This is a genomic window from Streptomyces kronopolitis, from assembly GCF_014646275.1.
GTDB lineage: Bacteria > Actinomycetota > Actinomycetes > Streptomycetales > Streptomycetaceae > Streptomyces > Streptomyces kronopolitis.
Window position 1 is genome coordinate 224511 of the sequence record NZ_BMND01000003.1, and the last position, 23216, is coordinate 247726.

The following is a 23216-nucleotide window of genomic DNA, read 5'->3' on the forward strand; positions in this document are numbered from 1 at the left end:
CGGTCGACCACTACTGTCAGCCTCGGTCTTTGTCTCGCTGTGCCCCGCTGCGCCCCTCACTCACCCCGCTACGACGGGAATTCGGCCGGTGGCACCGTGCTCGTGGTCGCGTTGCCGCCGACGACCTTGTTCAGGGTGAAGGTCAGCACCGTGTACTGCGTCCCGCCCGTCACCCGCACCGTTTTGAAGTGCGCCTGGTCGTCGAACTTCTCGAAGCTGCACTCGCGGGTGAAGGAGCTCTTCCGGCTGCTCCAGTCCTCGCCGGTGGTGAAATACACCGTGTAGGAGCCGCTGTTGACGTTCCGTATGGTCGCGTTCGACCCGTGGCGCACATAGACGGAGAACGCGGTGTGCTTGCCGCGGGTGAGCGCCACGACCGCATCGCGAGCCGTGCCGTTCCTGACGGTCAGCCGTCCCAGACCGGCCCGGCTGCCGTCGTGGACCAGGGCGCCGTTGGTGAGCCGTCGATGCTCGGCCCGTTCCGTACGCGGCAGGTGCACGGAGGTGTCGTAGCCGAGGGCGGTGAGGGCGTGCCCGGCGGACGTGAGGCTGTGCGGGCTCTGTGCCTTGCCGAGTTCGACGCGGGGTGCCGTGGCGCAGCGGCCTCCGTCACCGCGGGCGCTCTTGAGATCCTGTCCCAGGGCCCGTAGTGCGGAGACGAGTTGCGTGTTGGCAGGTGAGGCGTCGCCGGGAGTCGCGGCCATTTGCAGGGTGTCCGCCGCACTGTCCGCGCGGGACGATGCCGCGTCCAAGGCGGTGTTCAGGGCGCTGCCTTCGTGCGCGTCGTCCACCGCGCGCAGTGCCCGGTTGAGCGGTTCGAGGGCGCCGGTCAGTATGTGGCGGTAGGTGGCCCGGTCGACGGATGGTGTCGGGCTGGGGGAGGGGGCCGAGCTGTCCGCGGTGTCCGACGGGGCGCCGCTCGCGCCGTCCGACGAGCAGGCCGACAGCGGCAGCGAGAGGGCGAGGACCGCGGCAGCGAGGCCCGCCGCCCGGTGCCTGGTGCGCGGGCGGCGCCCCGGGCGCGGCAGCGAGGCGGACGCGCCGCGAGCCGCGTTGTGCGTGCGGCTCCCGTGCTGGCTGTGCGTGCGACTCCCGTCGTGGTCGCGAGCCGGGCTCCCGTCGTCGTCGCGAATCGGGCCCCCGTCGTTGTGGGTCAGTCCCCCGTTCGGGTCCGACGGTGTCCCGCCCGTCGCGCGCGCAGAGGTGTACGTCCCCATGAGTCCCCCGATTACCCCGGTATCCCCCGACATCCGGCAACCGCCGGAAGAACCAGGTTTCTCCGCCCGCCAAGGGGTGTCAAGGCCGTTGGTGGGGGCGGTAGTTGCATGGCGAGGCCGCCCATTTCCCACTTCCGTAGGGGGCGCCGGCCATGCGGGTGTTGGTGGGAGCCCCCTTTGATCTCGGCGGTCCCGAGTGCCCCTCTTCCGGGGCGGCCGAACCGCTCGACAGCCCGGCCCAGCTCAGCCCGACCCAGCCCGACCCGGCCCAGCCCGACCCGGCCCAGCCCGACCCGACCCGGCTCGACCCCCCGCCAGCGCCCCTCCGTACGGGTGCCGAGCGGGTCCCGCCCCGCCCGCTCATGGGGCCCCTGCGACAGACGGGACCCCCGGTAGGCCGTTAGAGCCCCCACCCGGCGCGCGCCCTCCCACTACCTCTCACTCAGAGCTAAAATTGGGGCATGGCTGCAGGGGAGTTCCCCGACTCGCTCGCCGAGGTGCTGGCCGGTGTCCAGCGGCTGATCAGGCGCCGGTTGCGGGCCGGGCTGACCGCACCCAGGCTGCGCGGCGCCGAGGTGGAGCTGCTGCGGCTGGTCGCGGACCGGCCCGGTATACGGGTGTCCGCCGCGGCCAGGGAACTCTGTCTCGCCGGGAACTCGGTCTCCACGCTGGTCAACCAGCTCGGCCGGGCCGGGTTTCTGCGCCGTGAGACCGCCGCCGACGACCGGCGCTCGGCCCTGCTCTACCCCACCCCGGAGGCCCGGTCGCGGCTGCGTGACTGGGAGACCCGCCGCAGCGCCCTGGTGAGCGAGCAGCTCGCGCGCCTCCCGGAGGCGGACCGGGCGGCGCTGGCCGCGGCCCTCCCGGCGCTGCGCAGGCTCGCCGACAACCTGCACGAGGAGGCGGAGGGCACATGACCACCGACGACGAGGGACGGCCGGGGGGCACGCCCGCTTCCGGCGGCCCGGACCGCGCGCCGCGCACGCCCGCTGCCCCCGCCCCCGGCACCCCTGCCCCGTCCGCGCCCCCTCCCGACGCGGTGACCTGCCGCGGTCTGCGGTACGCCTTCGGTGAGACCCGGGCCGTGGACGGCGTCGACCTGGCCGTCCGCCCCGGGGAGGTCTTCGGGCTGCTCGGGCCGAACGGTGCGGGCAAGACCACCGCGATCCGCTGCATCACCACCCTGCTGCCCGTCCCGGAGGGCATGGTGCGGGTCTTCGGGCACGACGCGTCCCGGGAGCGGATGGCGGTGCGCCGGCTGCTGGGGTACGTACCGCAGCAGCTGTCCGCGGACGCCGGGCTGACCGGCCGCGAGAACGTCGCGCTCTTCGCCCGGGTCTTCGACGTCGCACGCCGCGAGCGGGCGGCCCGCGTCGGCCAGGCGCTGGAGGCGGTCGGCCTCGCCGACGCGGCGGGCCGGCTGGCCAAGACGTACTCCGGCGGCATGATCCGCCGCCTCGAACTCGCTCAGGCGCTGGTCAGCGCGCCCCGCCTGCTGATGCTCGACGAGCCGACGATCGGCCTCGACCCGATCGCCCGTACCAGCGTGTGGGAACACATCAACGCCGTACGGGCCGCCACCGGCATGACCGTCCTGGTGACCACGCACTACATGGACGAGGCCGACCAATACTGCGACCGCGTCGCGCTGATGCACCACGGCCGGATCCGCGCCCTCGGCACACCGGACGAGCTCCGTGCGGCCCTCAGCGCCCGCCGCCGCGCGGCCCGGAACCCGGCCCCGCCCACCACCGCACCCTCACCGGGCGCCCCCGCCACTTCCCCCGCCCCTTCCTCATCGGCCCCATCGCGCCCGCCCGAGACCGCACCGACACTGGAGGACGTCTTCCGGGACGTAGCCGGCAGCGGCCTCGACGAGCAGTCTGGAGACTTCCGCGATGTCCGAAGCACCCGCCGCACCGCAAACCGAGTCGGCTGAACCGGCCACCGCCACCGACCGGCTGGACCTGCTGCTGGTCCCGCCGCGCGCCCGCCCCGGCTGGCAGGTGCTGCCCGCCAGGGTCGTCGCGATGTGCGTGGTCGAGCTGCAGAAGCTGCGCCACGACCGGACGGAGCTGTACACCCGCGCGGTCCAGCCCGCCCTGTGGCTGCTGATCTTCGGTGAGACCTTCACCCACATCAAGGCCATTCCGACCGGCGGCATCCCGTACATCGACTTCCTGGCGCCCGGCATCATCGCCCAGTCGGCCATGTTCATCGCGATCTTCTACGGCATCATGATCATCTGGGAACGGGATGCCGGCATCCTCACCAAGCTGCTGGTCACGCCGACCCCGCGGTCCGCCCTGATCGCCGGCAAGTCCTTCGCCGCCGGGGTCAAGGCGCTGATCCAGGCCGTCGTGGTGATCGTGATCGCCGCGCTGCTCGGCGTGGCGATGACCTGGAACCCGCTGCGGCTGCTCGCCGTCGCCGTCGCGGTGGTCCTCGGCTCGGCGTTCTTCTCCTGCCTGTCCATGACGATCGCCGGCATCGTGCTCACCCGCGACCGGCTGATGGGCATCGGCCAGGCCATCACCATGCCGCTCTTCTTCGCCTCCAACGCCCTCTACCCGGTGGCGGTCATGCCGGGCTGGCTCCAGGCGGTCAGCAAGGTCAACCCCCTGAGCTACCAGGTCGATGCCCTGCGCGGCCTCCTCCTGGGCACCCACGCGCATCTGGCCCTGGACTTCACCGTCCTGACCCTGGCGGCCGCTGCGGGCATCGCCGCGGCAGCGTCACTCCTGGGGCGCCTGGCGCGCTGAACGGGCCGAGCGCGCCGAGCCGGCTGAGGGGACTGTGCGGGTCGTGCGGGCTGACGCCGGGGCGGGCGCGGTCCGTTCGTGTACGGGGCCAAAACCGCGCCCCCACCCCACGACCGAACCCGCTTCCGGCGCCACGTCACGTGCGGGCACCACGTCACCTGCGGGCGCCACGATGCCGACAGCCCGACCACCACTCCGGTACACGCACCAGGGCAGGAAGAACTGAGTGATCGGGCCGACCGTAAGGGCGTACAGCACGGTCCCGATGCCCACGGTCCCGCCCAGCAGCCCGCCCGCGGCGAGTACGGCGAGCTCGACCACGGTGCGGACGAGCCGCAGGGAACGCCCGGTTACACGGGACGCACCGGTCATCAGCCCGTCCCGGGGACCGGGGCCGAAGCGGGCGCCTACGTAGACCGCGACCGACAGGCCGTTGAGCAGGACACCGCCGACGAGCAGGCCGACCCGGGCGGCCAGGCCGAGATGGGCGGGGACGAGCGCGAGGCCCAGGTCGGAGGAGCAGGCGAGGACGACGATGTTGGCGAAGGTGCCGAATGTCGGTCGCTGCTTGAGCGGGATCCACAACAGGAGCACGAGTATCCCCAGGAGGGCGCTGACCGTGCCGAAGCTCAAGGAGGTGCGGCGTTCCATGCCTTCGGTGAGCACGCTCCAGGGGTTGACCCCCAGCGACGCCCGGACCAGCAGCGACAGGCTCGCCCCGTACAGCGCGAGACCGGTGAACAACTGGGGAAGGCGTCTTCGCGGTTGCTCCCCCAGGGGCAGGTAGGTGAGCGGTGGCGGTGACGGGCGCGTCACGGAGGACCTCCGAGTTGTCGGGGTGTGCCGCACGGCGAGCTGTGCCGCGCGGCCGGCGGACGCGAGTCTGTACAGTGATTGGCCCAGATGGCATGGCCAATTCCGGGGGAGTGGTATGGCCGACTCGCAGGCGTTCCGGACCGTGGACGGGGCGCCCCGCGCGGGGCGCACACTGGGCAGCCGGCAGCTCGCCGCGCTGCTGCCCGACCCGGCGGGCATGCGGCCCGCCTATCGCCATCTGGCCCAGGCGATGAGCGCGTTGATCCTGGACGGGCGGGTCGCGTTGCACGTCAGACTGCCCGCCGAGCGGGAGCTGGCCACCGCCCTGCACCTCAGCAGGGCCACCGTCACGGCCGTGTACGACCTGCTGCGCGAGAGCGGTTACGCGCACAGCCGCCAGGGCTCCGGCACGTGGACGGCCCTTCCGGAAGGCCGCACTCCGAACGCCGTCAGTCGACTACTCGGACCCCACGACACCGCGATCGACCTGGCCAGGGCGGCTCCCGGGCTGCCGGAACGGATCCTCACCGAGACCCTCCTGCGGATCGCCCCTCAGCTGGGCGAGCACGCGCACACCCCCGGCTACCACCCCTACGGCCTGCCGGAACTGCGCGCCGCCATCGCCGAACGGTTCACCCGGCGCGGACTGGCCACGCTGCCCGAACAGATCCTGGTGACCTCCGGCGCTCAGCACGCCCTCACGCTGGTCATGGGTCTGCTCTGCCGCCCCGGGGACCGGGTCGTGGTCGAGGCTCCGTCTTACCCGAACGCGCTGGAGGCCATGCGGCGTGCCCAGCTCCGCACGGTGTCGGTCCCGGTGACCGACGCCGGCTGGGACATCGAGATCGTCGAATCGACCTTCCGCCAGGCCGTGCCCCAACTGGCCTACCTGATACCCGACTTCCACAACCCGACCGGTTGCCTCATGCCCGAGGAGGAGCGGACGCGCACCCTGTGGGCCGCGCAGCGTTCCGGCAGCTGGCTGGTCATCGACGAGACCCTGGCCGACCTCGCCCTCGACGTCCCCGCCCCGCCACCCTTTGCCTCCCGCGCCGCGCCCGGCACCACCGGCCGGCTCATCACCCTCGGCTCGATGAGCAAGTCCCACTGGGGCGGCCTGCGCATTGGCTGGCTGCGCGCCCCCTCGCAGCTGGTCACCGAACTCGCCGGGCAGCGGGTCGCCACCGACATGGGCGGCTCCGTACTGGACCAGCTGCTGGCCCTCGCGCTCCTGGACCGGGCCGGGGAACTGCTGCCGCCCCGTCTGGAGCAGCTGCGGGAGCAGCGCGCCGCCTTGGCCGCCGCCCTGGCCGAACACGCCCCAGCCTGGACCTGGAAACTGCCGCCCGGCGGGCTGTCGTTGTGGGTGGACCTGGGCCGACCCGTCGCCTCCGCGCTGGCCGAACGGGTCCTGGACTACGGAGTGCGGATCGAGGGCGGCGCCTGCTTCGCCGCCGACCCCGGCCTCTTCGAACAGCGCCTGCGCATCCCGTACACCACGACCCCCGACACCCTCCGCGAAGCCGTGCGCCGCATGGCCGTCGCCCTCGCCGACGGACTTCCGCGCTCGTCCGCCACCCGGCGACCCCACTGGGTCGTCTGAACACGTTCCGACCGACGGCTTCCGAAGGCGGGACGTGCAGCTTCGGGCCGCGGCCCAGGCTTCTCTCGGAAAGGCTCGCCAATGGAGCCGTTCGCGCATCGTTTTGACAGTGGCATGTCCGGCCGGCGGGTAAATAGCGAATAAGAGCAACACTCGCTTCTTCAATTCCCGTACGACGCAACGCATATGGGGAATCACCTAGCCGGCCCTCTGGCAGGGTGAGAGGAGTATCGGTGCACCAGAAGTGTGCCGGTGCCGTTCCACGGACTTTCGTGGTCTTCCCGGAAAACAAGGTTGGCCTCGTGCGTCCGTCCGCCCTTGCCTTCAGGTGCGCCCGCCGGTCAACCGGCGGCGGAATCCGCGGAGGTGGGACGTATGCGCTTACCCGCGCTCTGCCATCGGAGGGATGAGTGAGGTCGACCGGACCGCGGTGCGCGGTTCAGCCGGGCCGCCACCGCAGCGGTATGCGGTTTCGTGGTGCCCGGAGAGCCCTTTCCTCCTCAGCGCATTTAGTGCCGCCTGCGTGCGCGGGACGGCGCGTCCTCGCGTACGCACGTGACCGACCGCACCGCGTCCTCGCATGTGCCCGCGGCCGACCGCATCACGTCCGCTCAAGAGCTCCACCGGACCCGCCGCCGCCCGTGAGGCCTGCCGGGTGTGCGCCCCTTGCCCCTGTCGTGTGACCGAGACGCGACTTCCGCCGGTGTCCCAGGAGTATGACAATGCAACGAGCCGACGAATCCGCCGCGGTGGCCCTTCGGCCCTATATCAAGGCCCACTATCACTTCCAGTTCTTGAGCGCCGCCTTTCGCTTCGGCCTCTTCGAGATCCTCGAAAAGGACCCGGGGCTCACGGTCAAGGACATCGCCCTGCGGCTGGAATTGAACGAGCAGCCCACCCGCATCCTGCTGCTCGGCTGTACCGCGACCGGGCTTCTGCACAAGGACGGCGACGGGTACCACAACACCGCGCTCACCCGCCCCCTCGCGGAAAACCTCGACCAGGCGCCCGCGGCGTACATTCCCTGGGAGAGTCAGGGGATCTACCGCGCGATCAGCTGGTTCGCCGAGGCGCTCGACGAGGACTCGAATGTCGGCCTGCAACGGGAAATCCCCGGCACCGCACCGACCCTCTACGGGCGACTCGCCGAGAACCCGGAGCTGGAATCCGCCTTCCACACCATGATGGGTTCGGTGAGCCAGCTGGTCGCCGAGGAGATCGTGGAAAAGGTCGACCTCTCGGGCCATCGGCACCTCCTCGACGTCGGCGGTGGCACGGCCGTCAACGCGGCGAACCTGGCCAGGAAGTGGCCCCACCTCCGGATCACGATCGGCGACCTGCCCTCGATCGCGGCGCTCGCCGAGGAGAAGATCGCGGACATGGGGCTGGCCGACCGGGTCGACGCGGTCAGCCTCGACGCCTTTCACGACGAGTTCCCCTCCGGCCCGGACGCGGTGCTCTTCGCCCACTTCCTCGAAATCTGGTCGGCCGACCGCATCCGCGACCTGCTGGCCCGCGCCTCCCGCCAACTCCCCTCCGGAGGAGGTCTGTTCGTCGTCACCCCCTACCAGAACGACGACGAGACCGGCCCGGAGCGCTCTGCCTATCTCTCCGCGTACTTCCACACCATCGCGTCCGGCGAGGGCATGGTCTACACGCCCAAGGAGTACGAACAGTGGTTCACCGAAGCGGGCTTCGCCCCCACCCGGCGAGTACTGCTCGGCCCGGACGCCGTGGTGATCTGCGGCCGTAAGCTCTGACCCCTCCGTCTACCGGGAACCTCCAGTGCGGCGAGCCCCCATTACGGTCACCGCACCGGAGGTCTTCCCCGTACCGGGTGGATGGTTGTCCTGCCTGGCGCGGGCGGGCGGGCGGATGGCTCCGGACGGCCGCAGCTCGGTCCGGAAGGCACGACGCAAGGTCCGTACGTGGAACCCGTCCCTCCGTCGGCTCGGCCCGCCCCGGCCCCCGTCGCGCCTGTTCAGAGCCATCCCCGCCGTTTGAAGACGACGTACAGGCCCGTGCAGACCATCGCCATGAGGACCACTGCGAACGGGTAGCCGAGGGCCCAGTGGAGTTCCGGCATGCTGTGGAAGTTCATGCCGTAGATGGTGCCGACGAGTGTCGGGGCGAAGAGGATGGCGGCCCAGGCGGAAATTTTCTTGATTTCCTCGTTCTGCTCGAAGCCGGCCTCGGCCAGGGCCCGCATCTCCGCGTTCTGCTGCTGGTTCACCAGGGTCGCGTTGACGGTGAGGATGTCCTGGAGGGCCTGCCGGAAGCCGTCCACGCGCTCGGTGGTGTGCAGCGCGTGGTCGGCCACGTCGCGCAGATAGCGGCGCAGCTCCTCGTCGATGGCGTACTTCTCGAAGCCCGCGGTCAGGTTCTCCAGCATGCCGTTGAGGGGGCGGGTGGCGCGCTGGAATTCGACGACCTCGCGGGAGAGTTCGTAGATCCGGCGGGAGACGCCGGGGTCGCCGCCGAAGACCTCGGTCTCGATCTCGTCGATGTCGTTCTGGACCCCGTCGACGACCGGTGCGTAGCCGTCGACGACGGCGTCGAGGATCGCGTAGAGGACCGCTTCGGGGCCGCGCTTGAGCAGTTCGGGGGTGTCCTCCATGCGGTGGCGCACCGCCGAGAGGTCGGGGGCGCCGCCGTGCCGCACGGTGATCACGAAGTCGCGGCCGACGAAGACGTGCAGCTCGCCGAAGTCGACCTCCTCGGCGTCGTCGAGATAGCGCGCGGCGCGCAGCACGACGAACAGGGTCCCGCCGTACCGTTCCAGCTTGGGACGCTGATGCGCCTCCAGGGCGTCCTCGACGGCGAGGGGGTGGAGGTCGAACTCCGATGCCAGGGTGACCAGTTCGGCCGGGGTGGGCCGGTGCAGGCCGATCCAGGCGAGGGTGCCGGCGGCGGCACGCTGCTGCTGGAAGGTGTCGGCGAGCGTCTCGTGGGTGCTGACGCGGTGTCCGTCGCGGTAGAGGGCGGCGTGGATGATGCTGTCGCCGGATTCGGCCGGTGGTTCGGGGGTACCGGAGTCGGCCGGGGCGGTGGCGGGCGGGGGACCGGCGGGCCGCTTCTTCGCGGGTTTGCGCAGGCCGCGCAGGCCGCGCAGCCGACGGCCGGGAGGTTCAGAGCTCACGGTAGAACCGACCTCCGTCACAATGGGGATGAACAGGCACACAGAATCTCGACGCAGGATATCTGCCGCGGATGTCGGCACAGGTCAGGGGCCATGGTGCAGGATGGAAGGAGTGGGGACGCGGCGTGTGTCGCGTCCGCCGAGCTTTGTATGTTTATCTCTAGAATTGCGCGATGCAGATACCGCAGACAGCCAGCGCTCCCCTGGGTGAGGTGATTCGGTGAACGGCCCCGATGCCACCGACGAGCAGTGGGAAGGGCTCGCCGAGGTCGTCCCGCTCCGCAGCAGCCACGAATGGCCTTCCTGGCCCGACCACCGGGCGCTGCCCGAGGACGAACCGGCGGAGCAGCTGCGGCGCTTCATCGTCATCCGCGTCCAGACCTTCGCCGACGCCCGCGAGGTCGCCGAGTATTTGATGGCGCAGATCCCCGTCCTGCTGGACCTCAGCAGCGCCGACGCCGATGTCGCCAAGCGCATCCTGGACTTCTCCAGCGGCGTCGTCTTCGGGCTGGGCAGCGGGATGCACCGCGTCGACACCAACGTCTTCCTGCTGGCCCCCGTCGGCACCGAGGTCGAGGAAGAAGCGGCGGGCGCCATCCCCCGTTCGTAGGAAGAGCTGTTGGGCGTAACGGTTCTCCGCTCGGGGTACTGCTTAGCGTCCGTATATGAATACCGACAGTGTGCGGCCGGCGGTCACCGAGTTACGGCTGTCCGCGTTCAAGAGCCATCGTGGTGTCACCCTGCCGCTCGGCCCGCTGACGCTGCTGAGCGGCGGGAGCGGCAGCGGCAAGTCCAGTGCGCTGCAGGCGTATGCGATTCTGGCCCGGCTCGGCAGCGGGGAGTCGCTCGCGCGGGTCCTGGGGGAGGTGGCCGGCGGCCCGTCGGCGTGTGTGCCGGCGGGGGCGCGCCCCGACGAGCAGGGGCGGCGCGGCTTCCGTATCGGGTGCACGGTCGACGGCCCGGTCGGCCCCGTCTGCCTCGATCTCGCCGTACAGGCCGAGCCCGAACTGCGGATCGTCGGCGAGCGGTTGACCGGCGGCGGCGAGACCTTGCTGACCACCGCCCTCACCGACCCCACCCGCCCCGCGGTCCAGGCGGCCTGGCACACCGCGGGGACGACCCCGGTGACCCGTGCGCCGCTTCCCGACGACCGGCTGGGCACCTCTTTGCTGCCGCTGCGTGTCGCGGGTAAGACGGCGGGCCAGCGGCTGGTCCTCGCCGCCGCGGAACAGGTGGTGGTCGCGCTGCGGTCGGCGTTCGTGTGCGATCCGCGGCCGGAGGTCATGCGCTCCGTGGGGGCGGGCGGTGCGGGTGAGCAGCCTGGGGGCGTCGGTGGTGCGGCGGGGCGCGGGGGCGGTGCCGGGGCACGGCGGAACGGGCGTGCGCGGAGTGGCGCCGGGGGCGGTGCTTCCGGCAAGGCCGGGAGCGCACCGGGAGGGGCCGGTGGGGCAGGGGCCGCCGGTGCCTGGGGGGTCCGGGGGCGCAAGGGGAGTGCCGGGAGTGGTGTGGCGGGCGGCTGGGGCGACGGCGCACCGGAGCAGCACGACGAGGGACGGCTGCGCTCCGCCTGCGACAACCTGCCCACGGTGCTGGCGCGTACCGGCCGGGAGTGCGCACGGCGGCATGCCGTGCTGGTCGCGGCCGTACGGGAGGCCTGCGTCGGGCCCGTGGAAGGACTGCGTACGGTGCCGCATCCGCCGGCCGGAGCGGCAGCGTCCGTGGCCGGTGCGGTGGCGGGCGGTGGTGACGCTTCGGGCTCGCCGGGTGTGTGGGCCACGCCGGGGGCGCCGGGCGTGGAGCGGGTGCGGGCCGTCCTCGACCGGGGCGAGCTGGGGGAGCTGCCGGTCGAGCAACTCGGCGACGGTGAGCTGCGGTTTCTCGCGCTGGCCCTGGTACTGCTCACCGGGCCGGACGTCCTGGCCATGGATCCGGTCGGGGAGGTGCCGTCGGCCCATCAGCAGATGACGGTACTGGCGGACGGGATGGACCGCTGCATGGACCCCCGGCAGGCCCGTGAGCTGGTGTCGCTGGCCGTGCGGATGACCGAGCGCGGCCATGTGCGGCTCCTGGGGACGGTGCGCGATCCCGAGGTCGCCGCCGGACTGCCCGGCGTGCAGGTGCTACACCTGGGGGTATGAGTGAGGATCTTCATGCGCTGCAGCGACGGCTGGCCGAGTTCGCGGCCGCGCGGGACTGGCAGCAGTACCACACCCCCAAGAACCTGGCGGCGGCGCTCAGCGTCGAGGCCGCCGAACTCGTCGAGATCTTCCAGTGGTTGACACCGGAGGAGTCGGCGGCGGTGATGTCCCACCCGGGCAAGGCCGGGCGGGTCGAGGACGAGGTCGCGGACGTCCTGGCCTATCTGCTCCAGTTCTGTGAGGCGCTGGGGATCGACGCCCTGACGGCGCTCGCGGCGAAGATCGAGCGCAATGAGTCGCGCTTCCCGGCCGTCCGCTCGGCACGCCCGGACCGGGCGCGGGAGGGCGAGGAGGAGTAGGAGGGGTGGGAGGAGTGGGGGAGTAGGGCGACGAGCGGAGGGGCGGCCGGCCGCGGGGCGGGCCGCGGGTGAGCGGGGCGGGGGCGTGGGTCCCCGCCCCGCGGCGTGAGGTGAGGCCCCCCTGGCGTGACCTTGTACTGCCGTTGTCCGGGGCGGTCCTGGGGCATTTCGCGCCGGGGCCGGGGCCCCTGCGCGCTGGTCCTGCTGTCCCTTCCGCGCCGGTTCTGGGGTCCCTCGGCGTCGGTCCTTGGGCCTTGCCGCGCCGGCCTATCGGTGTTCTCTGCCAGCTCCCGCAACGCCGCTCCCGGCGTTCCCTCCGGTGTCCCTTTCGGCGTTCACTTCGCCGTTCACTTCGGGTGTCTTGCGTGACATGTGCCGGTGGTGTGAGGGGTGGGGAGGGCGTGGCGGGTGAGGAAGGCGCGCGGACGAAACGGCCCTTCCTCACTCTATGGAGTCATGGATCTTTCCACATCGCCTTGGTTGTCCACAGATTTGCGAATTCCCCTAGCTTTTTTGGGTGTTGGACCTCACTCTGGGTAGTGAAAAGAGTGCACGGTGCATGTGAGTGATGAGGACATGCGACTGATGAGGAGAGGAGGGAGCGGATGGACGCGGTGCGGATCATCGAGACCAGCCGACGCGGTGTGGCGGAGGCGAACACGGTTCAGGGAGTGATCGCCGAAGCCTGGCAGGCGCAAGCCCTGGCGGAGGCGATAGGCAGCCACCTCGCGATATTCGGGCCGTACGAAGTGCGGTCCAGGGCCCGGGGGCTGGGTGATGCGGGCGGGCGGTTCAGCGGGGGACTGCTGTGCCCGGCATCGGCCACCGGCGGGCCGCGGGCGGGTCAGCTGTCCGAAGTGCGCGACGTCAAGGAGGCATTAACCGGCCTGTGCCGATTGCTGCGGGAGGTGTGCGAAGCGCTGGTGGCCGTGGTGCTGCTGGCGGACGAGGACGGAATGTACTGGACGTGCGTCGAGGCGATGGACACCGTCGACGAATCGCGCGACCGCGTCGCCGGAATACTGGAGAAGCTGGAGGTGCGCGACCGGAACCCCGCCTGATGCGGGGCCGCCCCCACCACGACCGCCACAACCGCGTCCACGACCGCGCCCACGACCGCGTCCACGCGGAATGCGCCCCGAGCGGCACGTCACCACCACCGGGAGCACCGCCCCCAATCCCGATACGCCGCAGCCTGCCCGGCCGTCGCGCCCACCGACTCCTGTGCCGGACGGCTCCCGTCACCCTCCACCGTTCGACCGTCTCCTTACCGCCGCTGCTCGCCACCCGGGCCCGCGTCAGGGCCCGCGCCCGGCCTACACCTGACCCGCGCCCGGCCTGCACCCAGCCGCGCCCGGGCTCGCGTCAGGGCCTGCGCCCGACCCGCGCCCGGCCTACGCCCGACCCACGCCCGGCCCGCCCTCAACCTGCACCCGCCCCTACCCGACCAGCCCCCCGGCCGACTCAACCGATCCGACATCCCCCGACTCCCTCCGCGAAGTCGTCGGAGCGGCCAAGATGGGTGGATGGGATTCCAAGTCGACTCCGAGGCCGGGCGGCTGCGCCGGGTCATCCTGCACCGCCCCGATCTGGAGCTGAAGCGGCTCACACCCTCGAACAAGGACGCCTTGCTCTTCGACGACGTGCTGTGGGTGCGCCGCGCGCGGGCCGAGCACGACGGGTTCGCCGATGTGCTCCGGGACCGCGGGGTGGAGGTGCACCTCTTCGGGGATCTGCTGGCCGAGAGCATGCAGATCCCCGAGGCGCGCAAGCTCGTCCTGGACCGGGTCTTCGACGAGAAGGAGTACGGGCCGCTGGCCACCGACCACCTGCGGGCGGCGTTCGACGAGCTCGCGGTCCCGGAGCTGGTCGAGGCGCTGGTCGGCGGCATGACCAAACGGGAGTTCCTGGAGGGCCACCCCGAGCCGACCTCGGTGCGCTTCCATGTGATGGATCTGGACGACTTCCTGCTCGGACCGCTGCCCAACCACCTTTTCACCCGCGACACCTCTGCCTGGATCTACGACGGGGTGTCGATCAACTCCATGCGCTGGCCGGCCCGGCAGCGCGAGACCATGCACTACGAGGCGATCTACCGGTACCACCCGCTGTTCCGCGGTGAGGACTTCCACGTCTGGTCGGAGGGGCAGGCGGACTTCCCCTCGACGATCGAGGGCGGGGACGTCCTGGTGCTCGGCAGCGGTGCGGTGCTGATCGGGATGAGTGAACGCACCACGCCGCAGGCCGTGGAGCTGCTGGCGCGGGGGCTGTTCGCGGCGGGTTCCGCCCGTACGATCGTGGCGCTGGACATGCCCAAGCGCCGGGCGTTCATGCATCTGGACACCGTCATGACCATGATCGACGGGGACACCTTCACCCAGTACGAGGGCCTGGGCATGCTCCGCTCGTACACCATCGAGCCGGGGTCGGGTGACCAGGACCTCAAGGTCACCGACCATCCGCCGGAGCACATGCACCGGGCCATAGCGGCCGCGCTGGGCCTGTCCGACATCCGGGTGCTGACCGCGACCCAGGATGTGCACTCCGCCGAGCGGGAGCAGTGGGACGACGGCTGCAATGTGCTGGCGGTGGAGCCCGGCGTGGTGGTGGCGTACGAGCGGAACGTCACCACCAACACCTTCCTGCGCAAGCGCGGCATCGAGGTGATCACGATTCCGGGGAGCGAGCTGGGACGCGGTCGCGGCGGGCCGCGCTGCATGAGCTGTCCGGTGGCGAGGGACGCGGTGCCGGGGGCAGCCTGATGTGGTGATCCGTACCCTTCGGTGGTGGGGACCGGACCTCGTGCAGCCGGGGGCTCCGTATAGGGATACGTTCGTTCGTATACAATTCCAATATTCGAGTCCGTCCCGACTGCCGCGAACCAGGAGCCCACCCATGGCGATAGACCTCAGGGGCCGCCATTTCCTCAAGGAGCTGGACTTCAGCGCCGAGGAATTCCGCCGACTGATCGACCTGGCGGCCCAGCTGAAAGCGGCCAAGCGCGCCGGCACCGAGGTCCCCCGCCTCCAGGGCAGGAACATCGCCCTGATCTTCGAGAAGACCTCGACCCGGACCCGCTGCTCCTTCGAGATCGCGGCCGCCGACCAGGGCGCCTCGACCACCTACCTCGACCCGTCCGGCTCGCAGATCGGGCACAAGGAGTCGGTGAAGGACACCGCCCGGGTGCTGGGCCGGATGTTCGACGGCATCGAGTTCCGCGGCAGCCGCCAGTCCGACGTCGAGGAGCTGGCGGCCCACGCCGGGGTGCCCGTCTTCAACGGGCTGACCGACGAGTGGCACCCCACGCAGATGCTCGCCGACGTGCTGACCATGGCCGAGCACGGCGGGGGCCGCCCGCTGGAGGAGACCGCCTTCGCCTACCTCGGCGACGCCCGGAACAACATGGGCAACTCCTACCTCGTCACCGGCGCCCTGCTCGGCATGGACGTCCGGATCGTGGCGCCGAAGCAGCTGTGGCCCGAGGAGTCGGTCGTCGCGCAGGCGCGCGCGCTCGCCGGGGAGAGCGGCGCCCGCCTCACGCTCACCGACGACGTCGCCGAGGGCGTGCGCGGCGCGGACTTCGTCACGACCGATGTCTGGGTCTCCATGGGCGAGCCGAAGGAGGTGTGGGACGAGCGGATCATGCAGCTGGCGCCGTACGCGGTGACCATGGACGTGCTGCGCGCCACCGGCAAGCCGGACGTGAAGTTCCTGCACTGCCTGCCCGCGTACCACGACCTGGGCACGGCGCTCGGCCGGGAGATCCACGAGCGGCACGGACTGTCGTCGCTGGAGGTCACCGACGAGGTCTTCGAGTCCGCGCACTCCGTCGTCTTCGACGAGGCGGAGAACCGGATGCACACGATCAAGGCGGTGCTGGTCGCCACGCTCGCCCGCTAGGGGCGGGTGCGGCGCGGCCTCGCCCGTGCCGCCCGGCCGGTCTCCGGCGAAGGGCGATCATGCAGGTCAAGCGGTTACCATCGAGCCGCTCGCGGGGTTCGGACCCACCGGTCCGGACCCCGCCTTCGTGTGTGGCCCACCCGCGCCGCGCGCACCGCACCACCAGAGAGAGAACCGCCCCATGCGCCCGTCCGTCTCCCGCCGCCGCCCCCCGGAGGCGCTGCGCGCCGCACCTCCCGCGGCCTTGTCCGGACCGCGGATCAAGTCCCCCGACCTGCTCATCGCCGAGTCGGGCGCGGACCTCGAAGGCCACGGCCTCCGGCGCAGCATGGGGCTCTTCCAGCTCATCTGCTTCGGCATCGGCGCGATCGTCGGCACCGGCATCTTCGTCGGCCTGTCCGACACCGTCGCCGAGGCCGGTCCCGCCGTCCTCGTCTCCTTCGTGCTGGCGGCCGTCACCTGCGTCTTCACCGCCTTCTCCTTCGCCGAGCTGGGCGGCGCGATACCGGTCTCCGGCAGCTCGTACTCCTACGCCTACGCCACCCTCGGCGAGCGCACCGCCTTCCTCGTCGGCTGGTGCCTGCTGCTCGAATACGGCATCTCGATCTCGGCGGTCGCCGTCGGCTGGGGCCAGTACCTCAACGAGCTGCTCGGCAGCCTCACCGGCTGGCAGCTGCCCGCCGCGCTCTCCAACCCGCCCGGTGACGGCGGCATCGTCAACGTCCCGGCCGTCGTCGTGATGCTGCTCGCCGCCCTGCTGCTGGTCCGCGGCGTCCGGGAGAGCGCCCGGGCGACCGCCGCGATGGCCGTCCTGAAGCTCGCGGTCCTGGTCGTGTTCTGCGCGATCGGGCTCAGCGCCTTCCGGGCCGGCAACCTCACACCGTTCGCCCCGGAGGGCATCGCCGGCATCACCTCCGGCGCCTCGGTCGCCTTCTTCTCCTACATCGGCTTCGACGCGATCACCACGGCCGGTGAGGAGGTCAGGAACCCGCGGCGCAACATCCCCCTCGCGATCATGATCTGCATCGGCCTGGTCACCGTCCTGTACTGCCTGGTCGCGGCCTCCGCCATCGGCGCGCTCTCCGCCGGCGACGTGGCCGGCCGGCCCGCCGCGCTGTCGTTGATCGTCAACCGGGTCACCGACTCGGCCCTCGGCGGCGGGGTGATCGCCTTCGGCGCCGTCGTCGCCATCGCCTCGGTCGTCCTCGCGGTCATGTACGGGCAGACCCGCATCCTGATGTCGATGGCGCGCGACGGGCTGGTCCCGCGGATCTTCGAGCGGGTCTCGCCCCGGACGTCCACCCCCGTCGCCAACACCTGGATCGTCGCGGCGGTCTTCGCCGTGCCGGCCGCGGTCGTGCCGCTGGACGCGGTGATGAACCTGTCGACCATCGGGACGCTGGCGGTCATGGTGGCGGTCAACCTCAGCGTGATGGTGCTGCGCCGCACCCGCCCCGATCTGCCGCGCCGCTTCCGCGTGCCGCTCTTCCCGCTCAGCCCGCTGCTCGGCATCGCCTTCTGCCTGTACCTGGGCTACGGCACCGGCCCGGCGACCTGGCTCCAGTTCGCCGGGTTCCTGCTGGCCGGGGCGCTGCTCTACACCTGCTACGGGCGGCGCCGTTCGCGGCTGGCGGCCTGACCGCCTAGGTCCGCCGGGCCGGCCCGGTCACCGGCGAACCGGCCGCCCCGGCCCCCGCCGGCGGCACCGAACCCCGCCGGCCTCACCGCCGGCGCCGGTGGGGCAGGTCGGGAAGGGTGAACCAGACGGCCTTGCCGCACGCGGTCGGGCGGCAGCCCGCGTCCGAACTCAGCGAACGGAGCAGCAACAGGCCGCGGCCCGGCTCGCTGTGGCTCTGCGCGTTCCGGGCGGCCGCTTCGGCTGCTTCGGCCGCCTCCGCGGCATCGATGAACGAGGTGCCGGTGGCCCGCGGCTCCCTGGCCAGGGCGTCCGTGCCCGCCTCGGCGTCGTCCGCCTCCGCGCTCTCCCCGGCGTCGTCGCCGACCTCGTTCCCGGCCCCGTTCCCGGCCCCGCTCCCACCCTCGGTGCTGTCCCCGTTCCCGTCCCCGTCGCCGTCGCCGGTCCCGGCGCCCTCCGCACGCTGCGCCGGAACCCGGTCGTCGGCCTGCTGCTGACCGGCCGCCGCCGCACCCCGCTCCACCAACCGCACCGACCCCGAATCGTCCGCCGCCACCGCAGCCCCCGCCCCGACCGGCCCTGCATCGTCCGCCGCAACCGCAGCCCCCGCATCCCCCGACTCCGGCCCGGCCGTCCCCGCCTCGCCCGGCGCCTCGGCCGTCCCCGCCTCGCCCGGCGCCCCGGCCGCTCCCGCCTCGCCCGGCGCCACCGGAGGCGGGGCCGGGCCGTCGAGCAGGTCGTCGATGAGCATCGGATCGTTGTCGTGGACCTCGATCCGGCAGCCCTCCCGCGCGCGCTCCACCACCAGCTCGATGGGGTGCGTACCGGGGGTGTGCTTGAGGGCGTTGCTCACCAGCTCGCCGGTGAGCAGCTCCGCGGTCGTCCGGTCGGCGGTCATCTGCAGGTCCTGCATCGCGGTGCGGACCATCGCGCGGGCGACGGGTACGGCCGTCTCGCCGCGCGGCAGCGTGATGCGCCAGGTCGTAGGGGTCGGGGGTTCCAGCATGGGCCGTTGTTCCGTTTCGCAAGAAGCCAGGTCGGCCGTCCGAGGTCGATCCGTACGTCGACCCAGCTTAGGAAGCGCCGGGGCGACGAGGGAGGGGCCTGCGACGGGGACCGGGCGTGCCGGAGGTCGTGCCCGGACGGGACCTTCGACTCTTCTCCGCGCGGCCCCGGGGTGGCGGACGGCACCGACCGCGGGACGTTTATCGCGTCCTCGTGACGACAGTCATGAAGGGGTGATAGCTTCGAGGAGCATCCGGAACAGCATCCACCGGCCGACCGGTCAGAGGGGGCAGGCAGCCCGATGAGCCCGTTCGCAGGATCCGCCCGCAGTACAGAGCCCTGGCAGCACCTCCGCGTGACCAGGAAGGACGGGGTCGCCACCGTCACCCTCGCGCGCCCGGACAAGCTCAACGCGCTCACCTTCGAGGCCTACGCCGACCTCCGCGACCTGCTCGCGGAACTCTCCCGGGAACGCTCGGTGCGCGCCCTCGTCCTGGCGGGGGAGGGGCGCGGGTTCTGCTCGGGTGGCGACGTCGACGAGATCATCGGCGCCACCCTGGGCATGGACACCGCCCAGCTGCTGGACTTCAACCGGATGACCGGGCAGGTCGTCAGGGCGCTGCGGGAGTGTCCGTTCCCGGTGATCGCGGCCGTGCACGGGGTCGCGGCCGGGGCCGGTGCGGTCCTCGCGCTGGCCGCGGACTTCCGCGTCGCCGACCCCTCCGCCCGCTTCGCCTTCCTCTTCACCCGGGTCGGGCTGTCCGGCGGTGACATGGGCGCGGCCTACCTCCTGCCGCGTGTCATCGGCCTCGGCCATGCCACCCGGCTGCTGATGCTCGGCGACGCCGTCCGCGCCCCCGAGGCCGAACGGCTCGGGCTGATCAGCGAGCTGGCCGAGGAGGGGCGGGCCGACGAGGCGGCCGCGGCCCTCGCCAAGCGCCTCGCCGAGGGCCCCGCGCTGGCCCACGCCCAGACCAAGGCGCTGCTCACCGCGGAACTCGACATGCCGCTGGCCGCCGCCGTCGAGATGGACGCCGCCACCCAGGCGCTGCTGATGAACAGCGACGACTACGCGGAGTTCCACGCCGCCTTCACCGAGAAGCGGACGCCCAAGTGGCAGGGGAAATAGCCATGCGGGTCGCCGTCGTCGGCGGGGGACCGGGCGGGCTGTACGCCGCGGTCCTGCTCAAGCGCCTCGATCCCGCCCGGCAGATCACCGTATGGGAGCGCAACGCACCCGAGGACACCTTCGGCTTCGGTGTGGTGCTCTCCGACGAGACCCTCGGGGGCATCGAGCACGCCGACCCGGAGGTCTACCGCGCGCTCCAGGCCGAGTTCGTCCGCTGGGACGACATCGACATCGTGCACCGCGGCCGCACCCTGACGTCCGGCGGGCACGGCTTCGCGGCGCTGAGCCGGCGCCGGCTGCTGGCCGTGCTCCACCGGCGCTGCCGCGACCTCGGCGTCGAGCTGCGCTTTCGCAGCGAGGCCCCGCCCGCCGCCGAACTCGCGCGCACCCACGACCTGGTGATCGCCGCCGACGGGGTGCACAGCGCGACCCGCACCGCGCACGCCGAGGTCTTCGGCCCGCAGTTGACCACCCACCGCTGCCGCTACATCTGGCTCGCCGCCGACTTCGCCCTCGACGCCTTCCGCTTCGAGATCGCCGAGACCGAGCACGGCGTCGCACAGCTCCACGCCTACCCCTACTCCCGCCCGACGCCCGCCGGGCCCGGGCGGAGCCCCGCCGGGGCCGAACGGTCCCCGGGCGCCAGCACCGTCATCGTCGAGATGCGCGAGGAGGTCTGGCGCGCGGCCGGGCTCGACCGCTGCGACGAGCGCGAGTCCGCGCAGTGGTGCGCCAAGGTCTTCGCGGACGCGCTGGGCGGCCGGTCGCTGCGCGCCAACAACTCCAGCTGGATCGCCTTCCGCACGGTCGTCAACGACCGCTGGTCGCACGGCAACACGGTGCTGCTGGGCGACGCCGCGCACACCGCGCACTTCTCCATCGGCTCCGGCACCAAGCTCGCCGTCGAGGACGCGCTGGCGCTGGCCGCCTGCCTCCAGGAGCAGCCCGACACCGCCTCCGCGCTGGCCGCCTACGAGGAGGAGCGCCGCCCCGTCGTCGCCTCCACCCAGCGCGCCGCCCGCGCCAGCCTCGCCTGGTTCGAGGAACTGGCCACCTACCTGGACCAGCCGCCCCACCAGTTCGCCTTCAACCTCCTGACCCGCAGCCGCCGGGTCACCCACGACAACCTGCGGCTGCGCGACCCCGGCTTCGTCACGGCCGTCGAGCGCGAGGCGGGCATCGAGGCCAGTACCCCGCCCATGTTCACCCCGTTCCGGCTGGGCGGGCTGACCCTGCGCAACCGCGTCGTGGTCTCCCCGATGGACATGTACTCCGCGGCGGACGGCGAGGGCACCCCGGGCGACTTCCACCTCGTCCACCTCGGCGCCCGCGCCCTGGGCGGCGCCGGGCTGGTGATGACGGAGATGGTGTGCGTCAGCCCCGAGGGGCGGATCACCCCCGGCTGCACGGGGCTGTACGCACCGGGCCACGAGACCGCCTGGCGCCGGGTCACCGACTTCGTCCACACCTCCGCGCCGGGCACCGCCATCGGCGTGCAGCTCGGGCACTCCGGCCGCAAGGGCTCGACCCGGCTGATGTGGGAGGGCATCGACGAGCCGCTCCCGGAGGGCAACTGGCCCGTCGTGGCGGCCTCCCCGCTGCCCTACCGCCCCGGCGTCAACCAGCTCCCGCACGCCCTGACCGGGCCCGAACTCGTAACCGTCCGCGAGCAGTTCGTGGCCTCCGCCGAGTCCGCCGCGCGCGCCGGCTTCGATCTGCTCGAACTCCACTGCGCCCACGGCTATCTGCTCTCCGGCTTCCTCTCCCCGCTCACCAACCGGCGCACCGACGCCTACGGCGGCGACCTCACCGCCCGGCTGCGCTTCCCGCTGGAGGTCTTCGACGCGGTCCGCGCCGTCTGGCCGGCCGAGCGCCCGATGACGGTCCGGATCTCCGCGACCGACTGGGCGGACGGCGGCACCACGGCCGACGACGCGGTGGCCATCGCCGAGGCCTTCGCCCGGCACGGCGCCGACGCCATCGACGTCTCGACCGGGCAGGTGGTCCCCGACGAACGCCCCGACTTCGGCCGCTCCTACCAGACCCCGTTCGCCGACCGGATCCGCAACACCCTCGGCGTGCCGGTGATCGCGGTGGGCGCCCTGTCCTCCTGGGACGACGTCAACTCCCTGGTGCTGGCCGGGCGCGCGGACCTGTGCGCGCTGGCCAGGCCGCATCTGTACGACCCGCACTGGACGCTGCACGCCGCCGCGGACCAGGGGTACACCGGACCGGGCGCGCCCTGGCCGCTGCCGTACCGGGCGGGCAGCCGCACCCCGCCCACCGGACGTACCGACGCGCCGAAGCCCCGCCTCACACTGCGGTGACGGGGAGGCACGGGCAGTGGGGCGGGGCCGTTGGGGGGCCGGGCCGGCGGACGGTCGGGCGGACGGCGCGGGAGCGCGGTCTCAGCGGGCCGACGGGCCGGCGGTGCGGCCGGTCAGGGCGTCGGCACGCTGGTGATCCGGGCCGAGACGACGGGCTTGTCGTGCTGTTCGACGGTGACGGTGGACTGCCGGCTGCCGTCGTCGGCCCGCTCGGTGGTCCGCGCCCGCACCCAGGACGGCGCATCGAGTTCGGCGTAGCGCGCGAACGTGCACTCCAGGGAGGTGGGGAGGGTGCTGCCGGGGGTGTCGGCCTGCGCGGCCTGCCGGGCGGCCTCGATCATCAGCATCCCGGGCGCGTGGTCCACGGGGTGGTCGAAGAGCACCGGGTGCGAGGTGTCCACCCGCAGCTGCCAGCGGTCGGCGTGCTCGGTGGGGGAGAGCACCACATCGCGGTCGTGCTCCCGGGCGACCAGCCGCGGCTCGACGGCCTGCGGCACGGGCAGCTTCCGGGAGTTGGCGAGGTCGAGGTCGCTGTACTCGCCGCGGAGCCGGCGGTAGACCGCCGGGCTGTGACAGGAGTAGTCGAGGGCCGCGGTGGCCAGTTCGGCGCCGTCGCACAGGATCCGGAACTCCTGGCGGGCGGTGGCCAGCCGCTTGCCGCGGAAGACCATGTCGTGGTCGGTGACGTGCAGTTCGATCTCGGCGGGCCGTCCGGTGGTGCGCAGTGCCTCCGGTAAGAGGTCGTAGCGGACCCGCTGCCAGATGATCGGGTGGTCGAGCGGCACCTGGTGGGCGACATGGCTGAGTAATATCCCGGCCTGCCGCATGGTCTCTATCAGCAGGATCGGATCGTGCAGACCGTGGCGCGGGCCGTAGAAGGTGTGGGCGCGCGGCCACTGGGCGCTGATCACCCAGCTGTCGGAGCTGCCGGGGCGCCAGTCGGTCAGGAACACCTCCGAGATGGCGGTACGGTGCACGTACTCCCGCGGCACCGTCGTGGTGAGAGCGGACGGTCGGCTTCCGTTGGCGTCCTCGCCTCCGATGTCAGGGCGCTCATCGCGCACATGCGGCGCGAGCGTGGCGCTGGCCATAGATGTTCCTCTCTGAAGTGCGGCTCTCCGCGCCCCCGGCGGGCTGAGCCTGTGTCACCGTCCTGGCACCCTAAGATACGGACCATGTGGTTTG

General features: G+C 72.1%; 17 protein-coding genes and 2 pseudogenes. 14 read left to right on the forward strand and 5 right to left on the reverse strand.

Going from position 1 to position 23216, the window contains the following annotated elements:
- Nucleotides 1-68 precede the first annotated feature (68 nt).
- Nucleotides 69-1217, reverse strand: coding sequence for a hypothetical protein (locus IEY78_RS05285; RefSeq protein WP_189096387.1), 1149 nt, complete (start codon nucleotides 1215-1217; stop codon nucleotides 69-71).
- Between the two features lie 461 nt (nucleotides 1218-1678).
- On the opposite strand from IEY78_RS05285, the gene IEY78_RS05290 reads away from it, so the two are divergent.
- From IEY78_RS05290 to IEY78_RS05300, 3 genes are read left to right on the forward strand one after another with little or no spacing between them, the layout of a single operon-like run.
- Complete coding sequence (locus IEY78_RS05290; RefSeq protein ID WP_189096388.1) at nucleotides 1679-2134, forward strand: MarR family winged helix-turn-helix transcriptional regulator; 456 nt, start codon at nucleotides 1679-1681, stop codon at nucleotides 2132-2134.
- The gene (locus tag IEY78_RS05295) at nucleotides 2131-3156 is read left to right on the forward strand and encodes an ATP-binding cassette domain-containing protein (protein ID WP_189096389.1); all 1026 of its coding nucleotides are present in this window, start codon (nucleotides 2131-2133) and stop codon (nucleotides 3154-3156) included. Before IEY78_RS05290 ends, IEY78_RS05295 begins: the two co-directional genes overlap by 4 nt.
- A complete protein-coding gene (locus IEY78_RS05300) occupies nucleotides 3116-3979 on the forward strand; it encodes an ABC transporter permease (protein WP_189096390.1) in 864 nt (287 codons plus the stop codon). Before IEY78_RS05295 ends, IEY78_RS05300 begins: the two co-directional genes overlap by 41 nt.
- Before the next feature lie 147 nt (nucleotides 3980-4126).
- Here IEY78_RS05300 and yczE read toward each other — a convergent pair.
- Nucleotides 4127-4795 (reverse strand): annotated as a pseudogene (gene yczE, locus IEY78_RS05305) (membrane protein YczE); the annotation flags it as partial.
- A 115-nt stretch (nucleotides 4796-4910) separates the two neighbouring features.
- On the opposite strand from yczE, the gene yczR reads away from it, so the two are divergent.
- Nucleotides 4911-6398 (forward strand): MocR-like transcription factor YczR, encoded by a 1488-nt coding sequence (gene yczR, locus IEY78_RS05310; RefSeq protein WP_189096391.1) that lies wholly within the window; start codon nucleotides 4911-4913, stop codon nucleotides 6396-6398.
- Between the two features lie 722 nt (nucleotides 6399-7120).
- Nucleotides 7121-8158 carry a methyltransferase gene (locus tag IEY78_RS05315; protein ID WP_189096392.1) on the forward strand — a complete coding sequence of 346 codons (1038 nt, stop codon included), beginning with the start codon at nucleotides 7121-7123 and terminating at the stop codon, nucleotides 8156-8158.
- 221 nt (nucleotides 8159-8379) lie between these two features.
- Here the strand turns inward: IEY78_RS05315 and IEY78_RS05320 are convergent, their stop codons facing one another.
- Nucleotides 8380-9537 carry a magnesium and cobalt transport protein CorA gene (locus IEY78_RS05320; protein WP_189096393.1) on the reverse strand — a complete coding sequence of 386 codons (1158 nt, stop codon included), beginning with the start codon at nucleotides 9535-9537 and terminating at the stop codon, nucleotides 8380-8382.
- 220 nt (nucleotides 9538-9757) lie between these two features.
- On the opposite strand from IEY78_RS05320, the gene IEY78_RS05325 reads away from it, so the two are divergent.
- From IEY78_RS05325 to IEY78_RS05355, 7 genes are all read left to right on the forward strand, one after another.
- Nucleotides 9758-10147, forward strand: a complete 390-nt coding sequence (locus IEY78_RS05325) for a cell division protein SepF (RefSeq protein WP_189096394.1) — start codon at nucleotides 9758-9760, stop codon at nucleotides 10145-10147.
- A 55-nt stretch (nucleotides 10148-10202) separates the two neighbouring features.
- Nucleotides 10203-11675: a P-loop NTPase family protein gene (locus IEY78_RS05330; RefSeq protein WP_189096395.1), complete on the forward strand. Its 1473-nt coding sequence runs from the start codon at nucleotides 10203-10205 to the stop codon at nucleotides 11673-11675.
- Nucleotides 11672-12034 (forward strand): nucleotide pyrophosphohydrolase, encoded by a 363-nt coding sequence (locus IEY78_RS05335; RefSeq protein WP_189096396.1) that lies wholly within the window; start codon nucleotides 11672-11674, stop codon nucleotides 12032-12034. The genes IEY78_RS05330 and IEY78_RS05335 overlap by 4 nt, the downstream gene beginning before the upstream one ends.
- A gap of 605 nt (nucleotides 12035-12639) precedes the next feature.
- Nucleotides 12640-13095: a DUF6099 family protein gene (locus IEY78_RS05340; protein WP_189096397.1), complete on the forward strand. Its 456-nt coding sequence runs from the start codon at nucleotides 12640-12642 to the stop codon at nucleotides 13093-13095.
- Between the two features lie 465 nt (nucleotides 13096-13560).
- A complete protein-coding gene (locus IEY78_RS05345; RefSeq protein ID WP_189096398.1) occupies nucleotides 13561-14796 on the forward strand; it encodes an arginine deiminase in 1236 nt (411 codons plus the stop codon).
- Nucleotides 14797-14929: 133 nt separating this feature from the next.
- Nucleotides 14930-15934 carry an ornithine carbamoyltransferase gene (gene argF, locus IEY78_RS05350; RefSeq protein ID WP_189096399.1) on the forward strand — a complete coding sequence of 335 codons (1005 nt, stop codon included), beginning with the start codon at nucleotides 14930-14932 and terminating at the stop codon, nucleotides 15932-15934.
- A 181-nt stretch (nucleotides 15935-16115) separates the two neighbouring features.
- Nucleotides 16116-17573: an amino acid permease gene (locus tag IEY78_RS05355; RefSeq protein ID WP_229699718.1), complete on the forward strand. Its 1458-nt coding sequence runs from the start codon at nucleotides 16116-16118 to the stop codon at nucleotides 17571-17573.
- 82 nt (nucleotides 17574-17655) lie between these two features.
- On the opposite strand, the pseudogene IEY78_RS35230 reads toward IEY78_RS05355, so the two are convergent.
- Nucleotides 17656-17778, reverse strand: a pseudogene (locus tag IEY78_RS35230) (ATP-binding protein); the annotation flags it as partial.
- Nucleotides 17779-18876: 1098 nt separating this feature from the next.
- On the opposite strand from IEY78_RS35230, the gene IEY78_RS05365 reads away from it, so the two are divergent.
- Together IEY78_RS05365 and IEY78_RS05370 are read left to right on the forward strand one after the other, a co-directional pair.
- Nucleotides 18877-19704: an enoyl-CoA hydratase family protein gene (locus IEY78_RS05365; RefSeq protein WP_189096400.1), complete on the forward strand. Its 828-nt coding sequence runs from the start codon at nucleotides 18877-18879 to the stop codon at nucleotides 19702-19704.
- 2 nt (nucleotides 19705-19706) lie between these two features.
- Nucleotides 19707-22031, forward strand: coding sequence for a bifunctional salicylyl-CoA 5-hydroxylase/oxidoreductase (locus tag IEY78_RS05370; RefSeq protein ID WP_189096550.1), 2325 nt, complete (start codon nucleotides 19707-19709; stop codon nucleotides 22029-22031).
- Nucleotides 22032-22144: 113 nt separating this feature from the next.
- On the opposite strand, the gene IEY78_RS05375 is transcribed toward IEY78_RS05370, so the two are convergent.
- Nucleotides 22145-23122, reverse strand: coding sequence for a ScbA/BarX family gamma-butyrolactone biosynthesis protein (locus tag IEY78_RS05375; protein WP_189096401.1), 978 nt, complete (start codon nucleotides 23120-23122; stop codon nucleotides 22145-22147).
- Nucleotides 23123-23216: the final 94 nt, after the last annotated feature.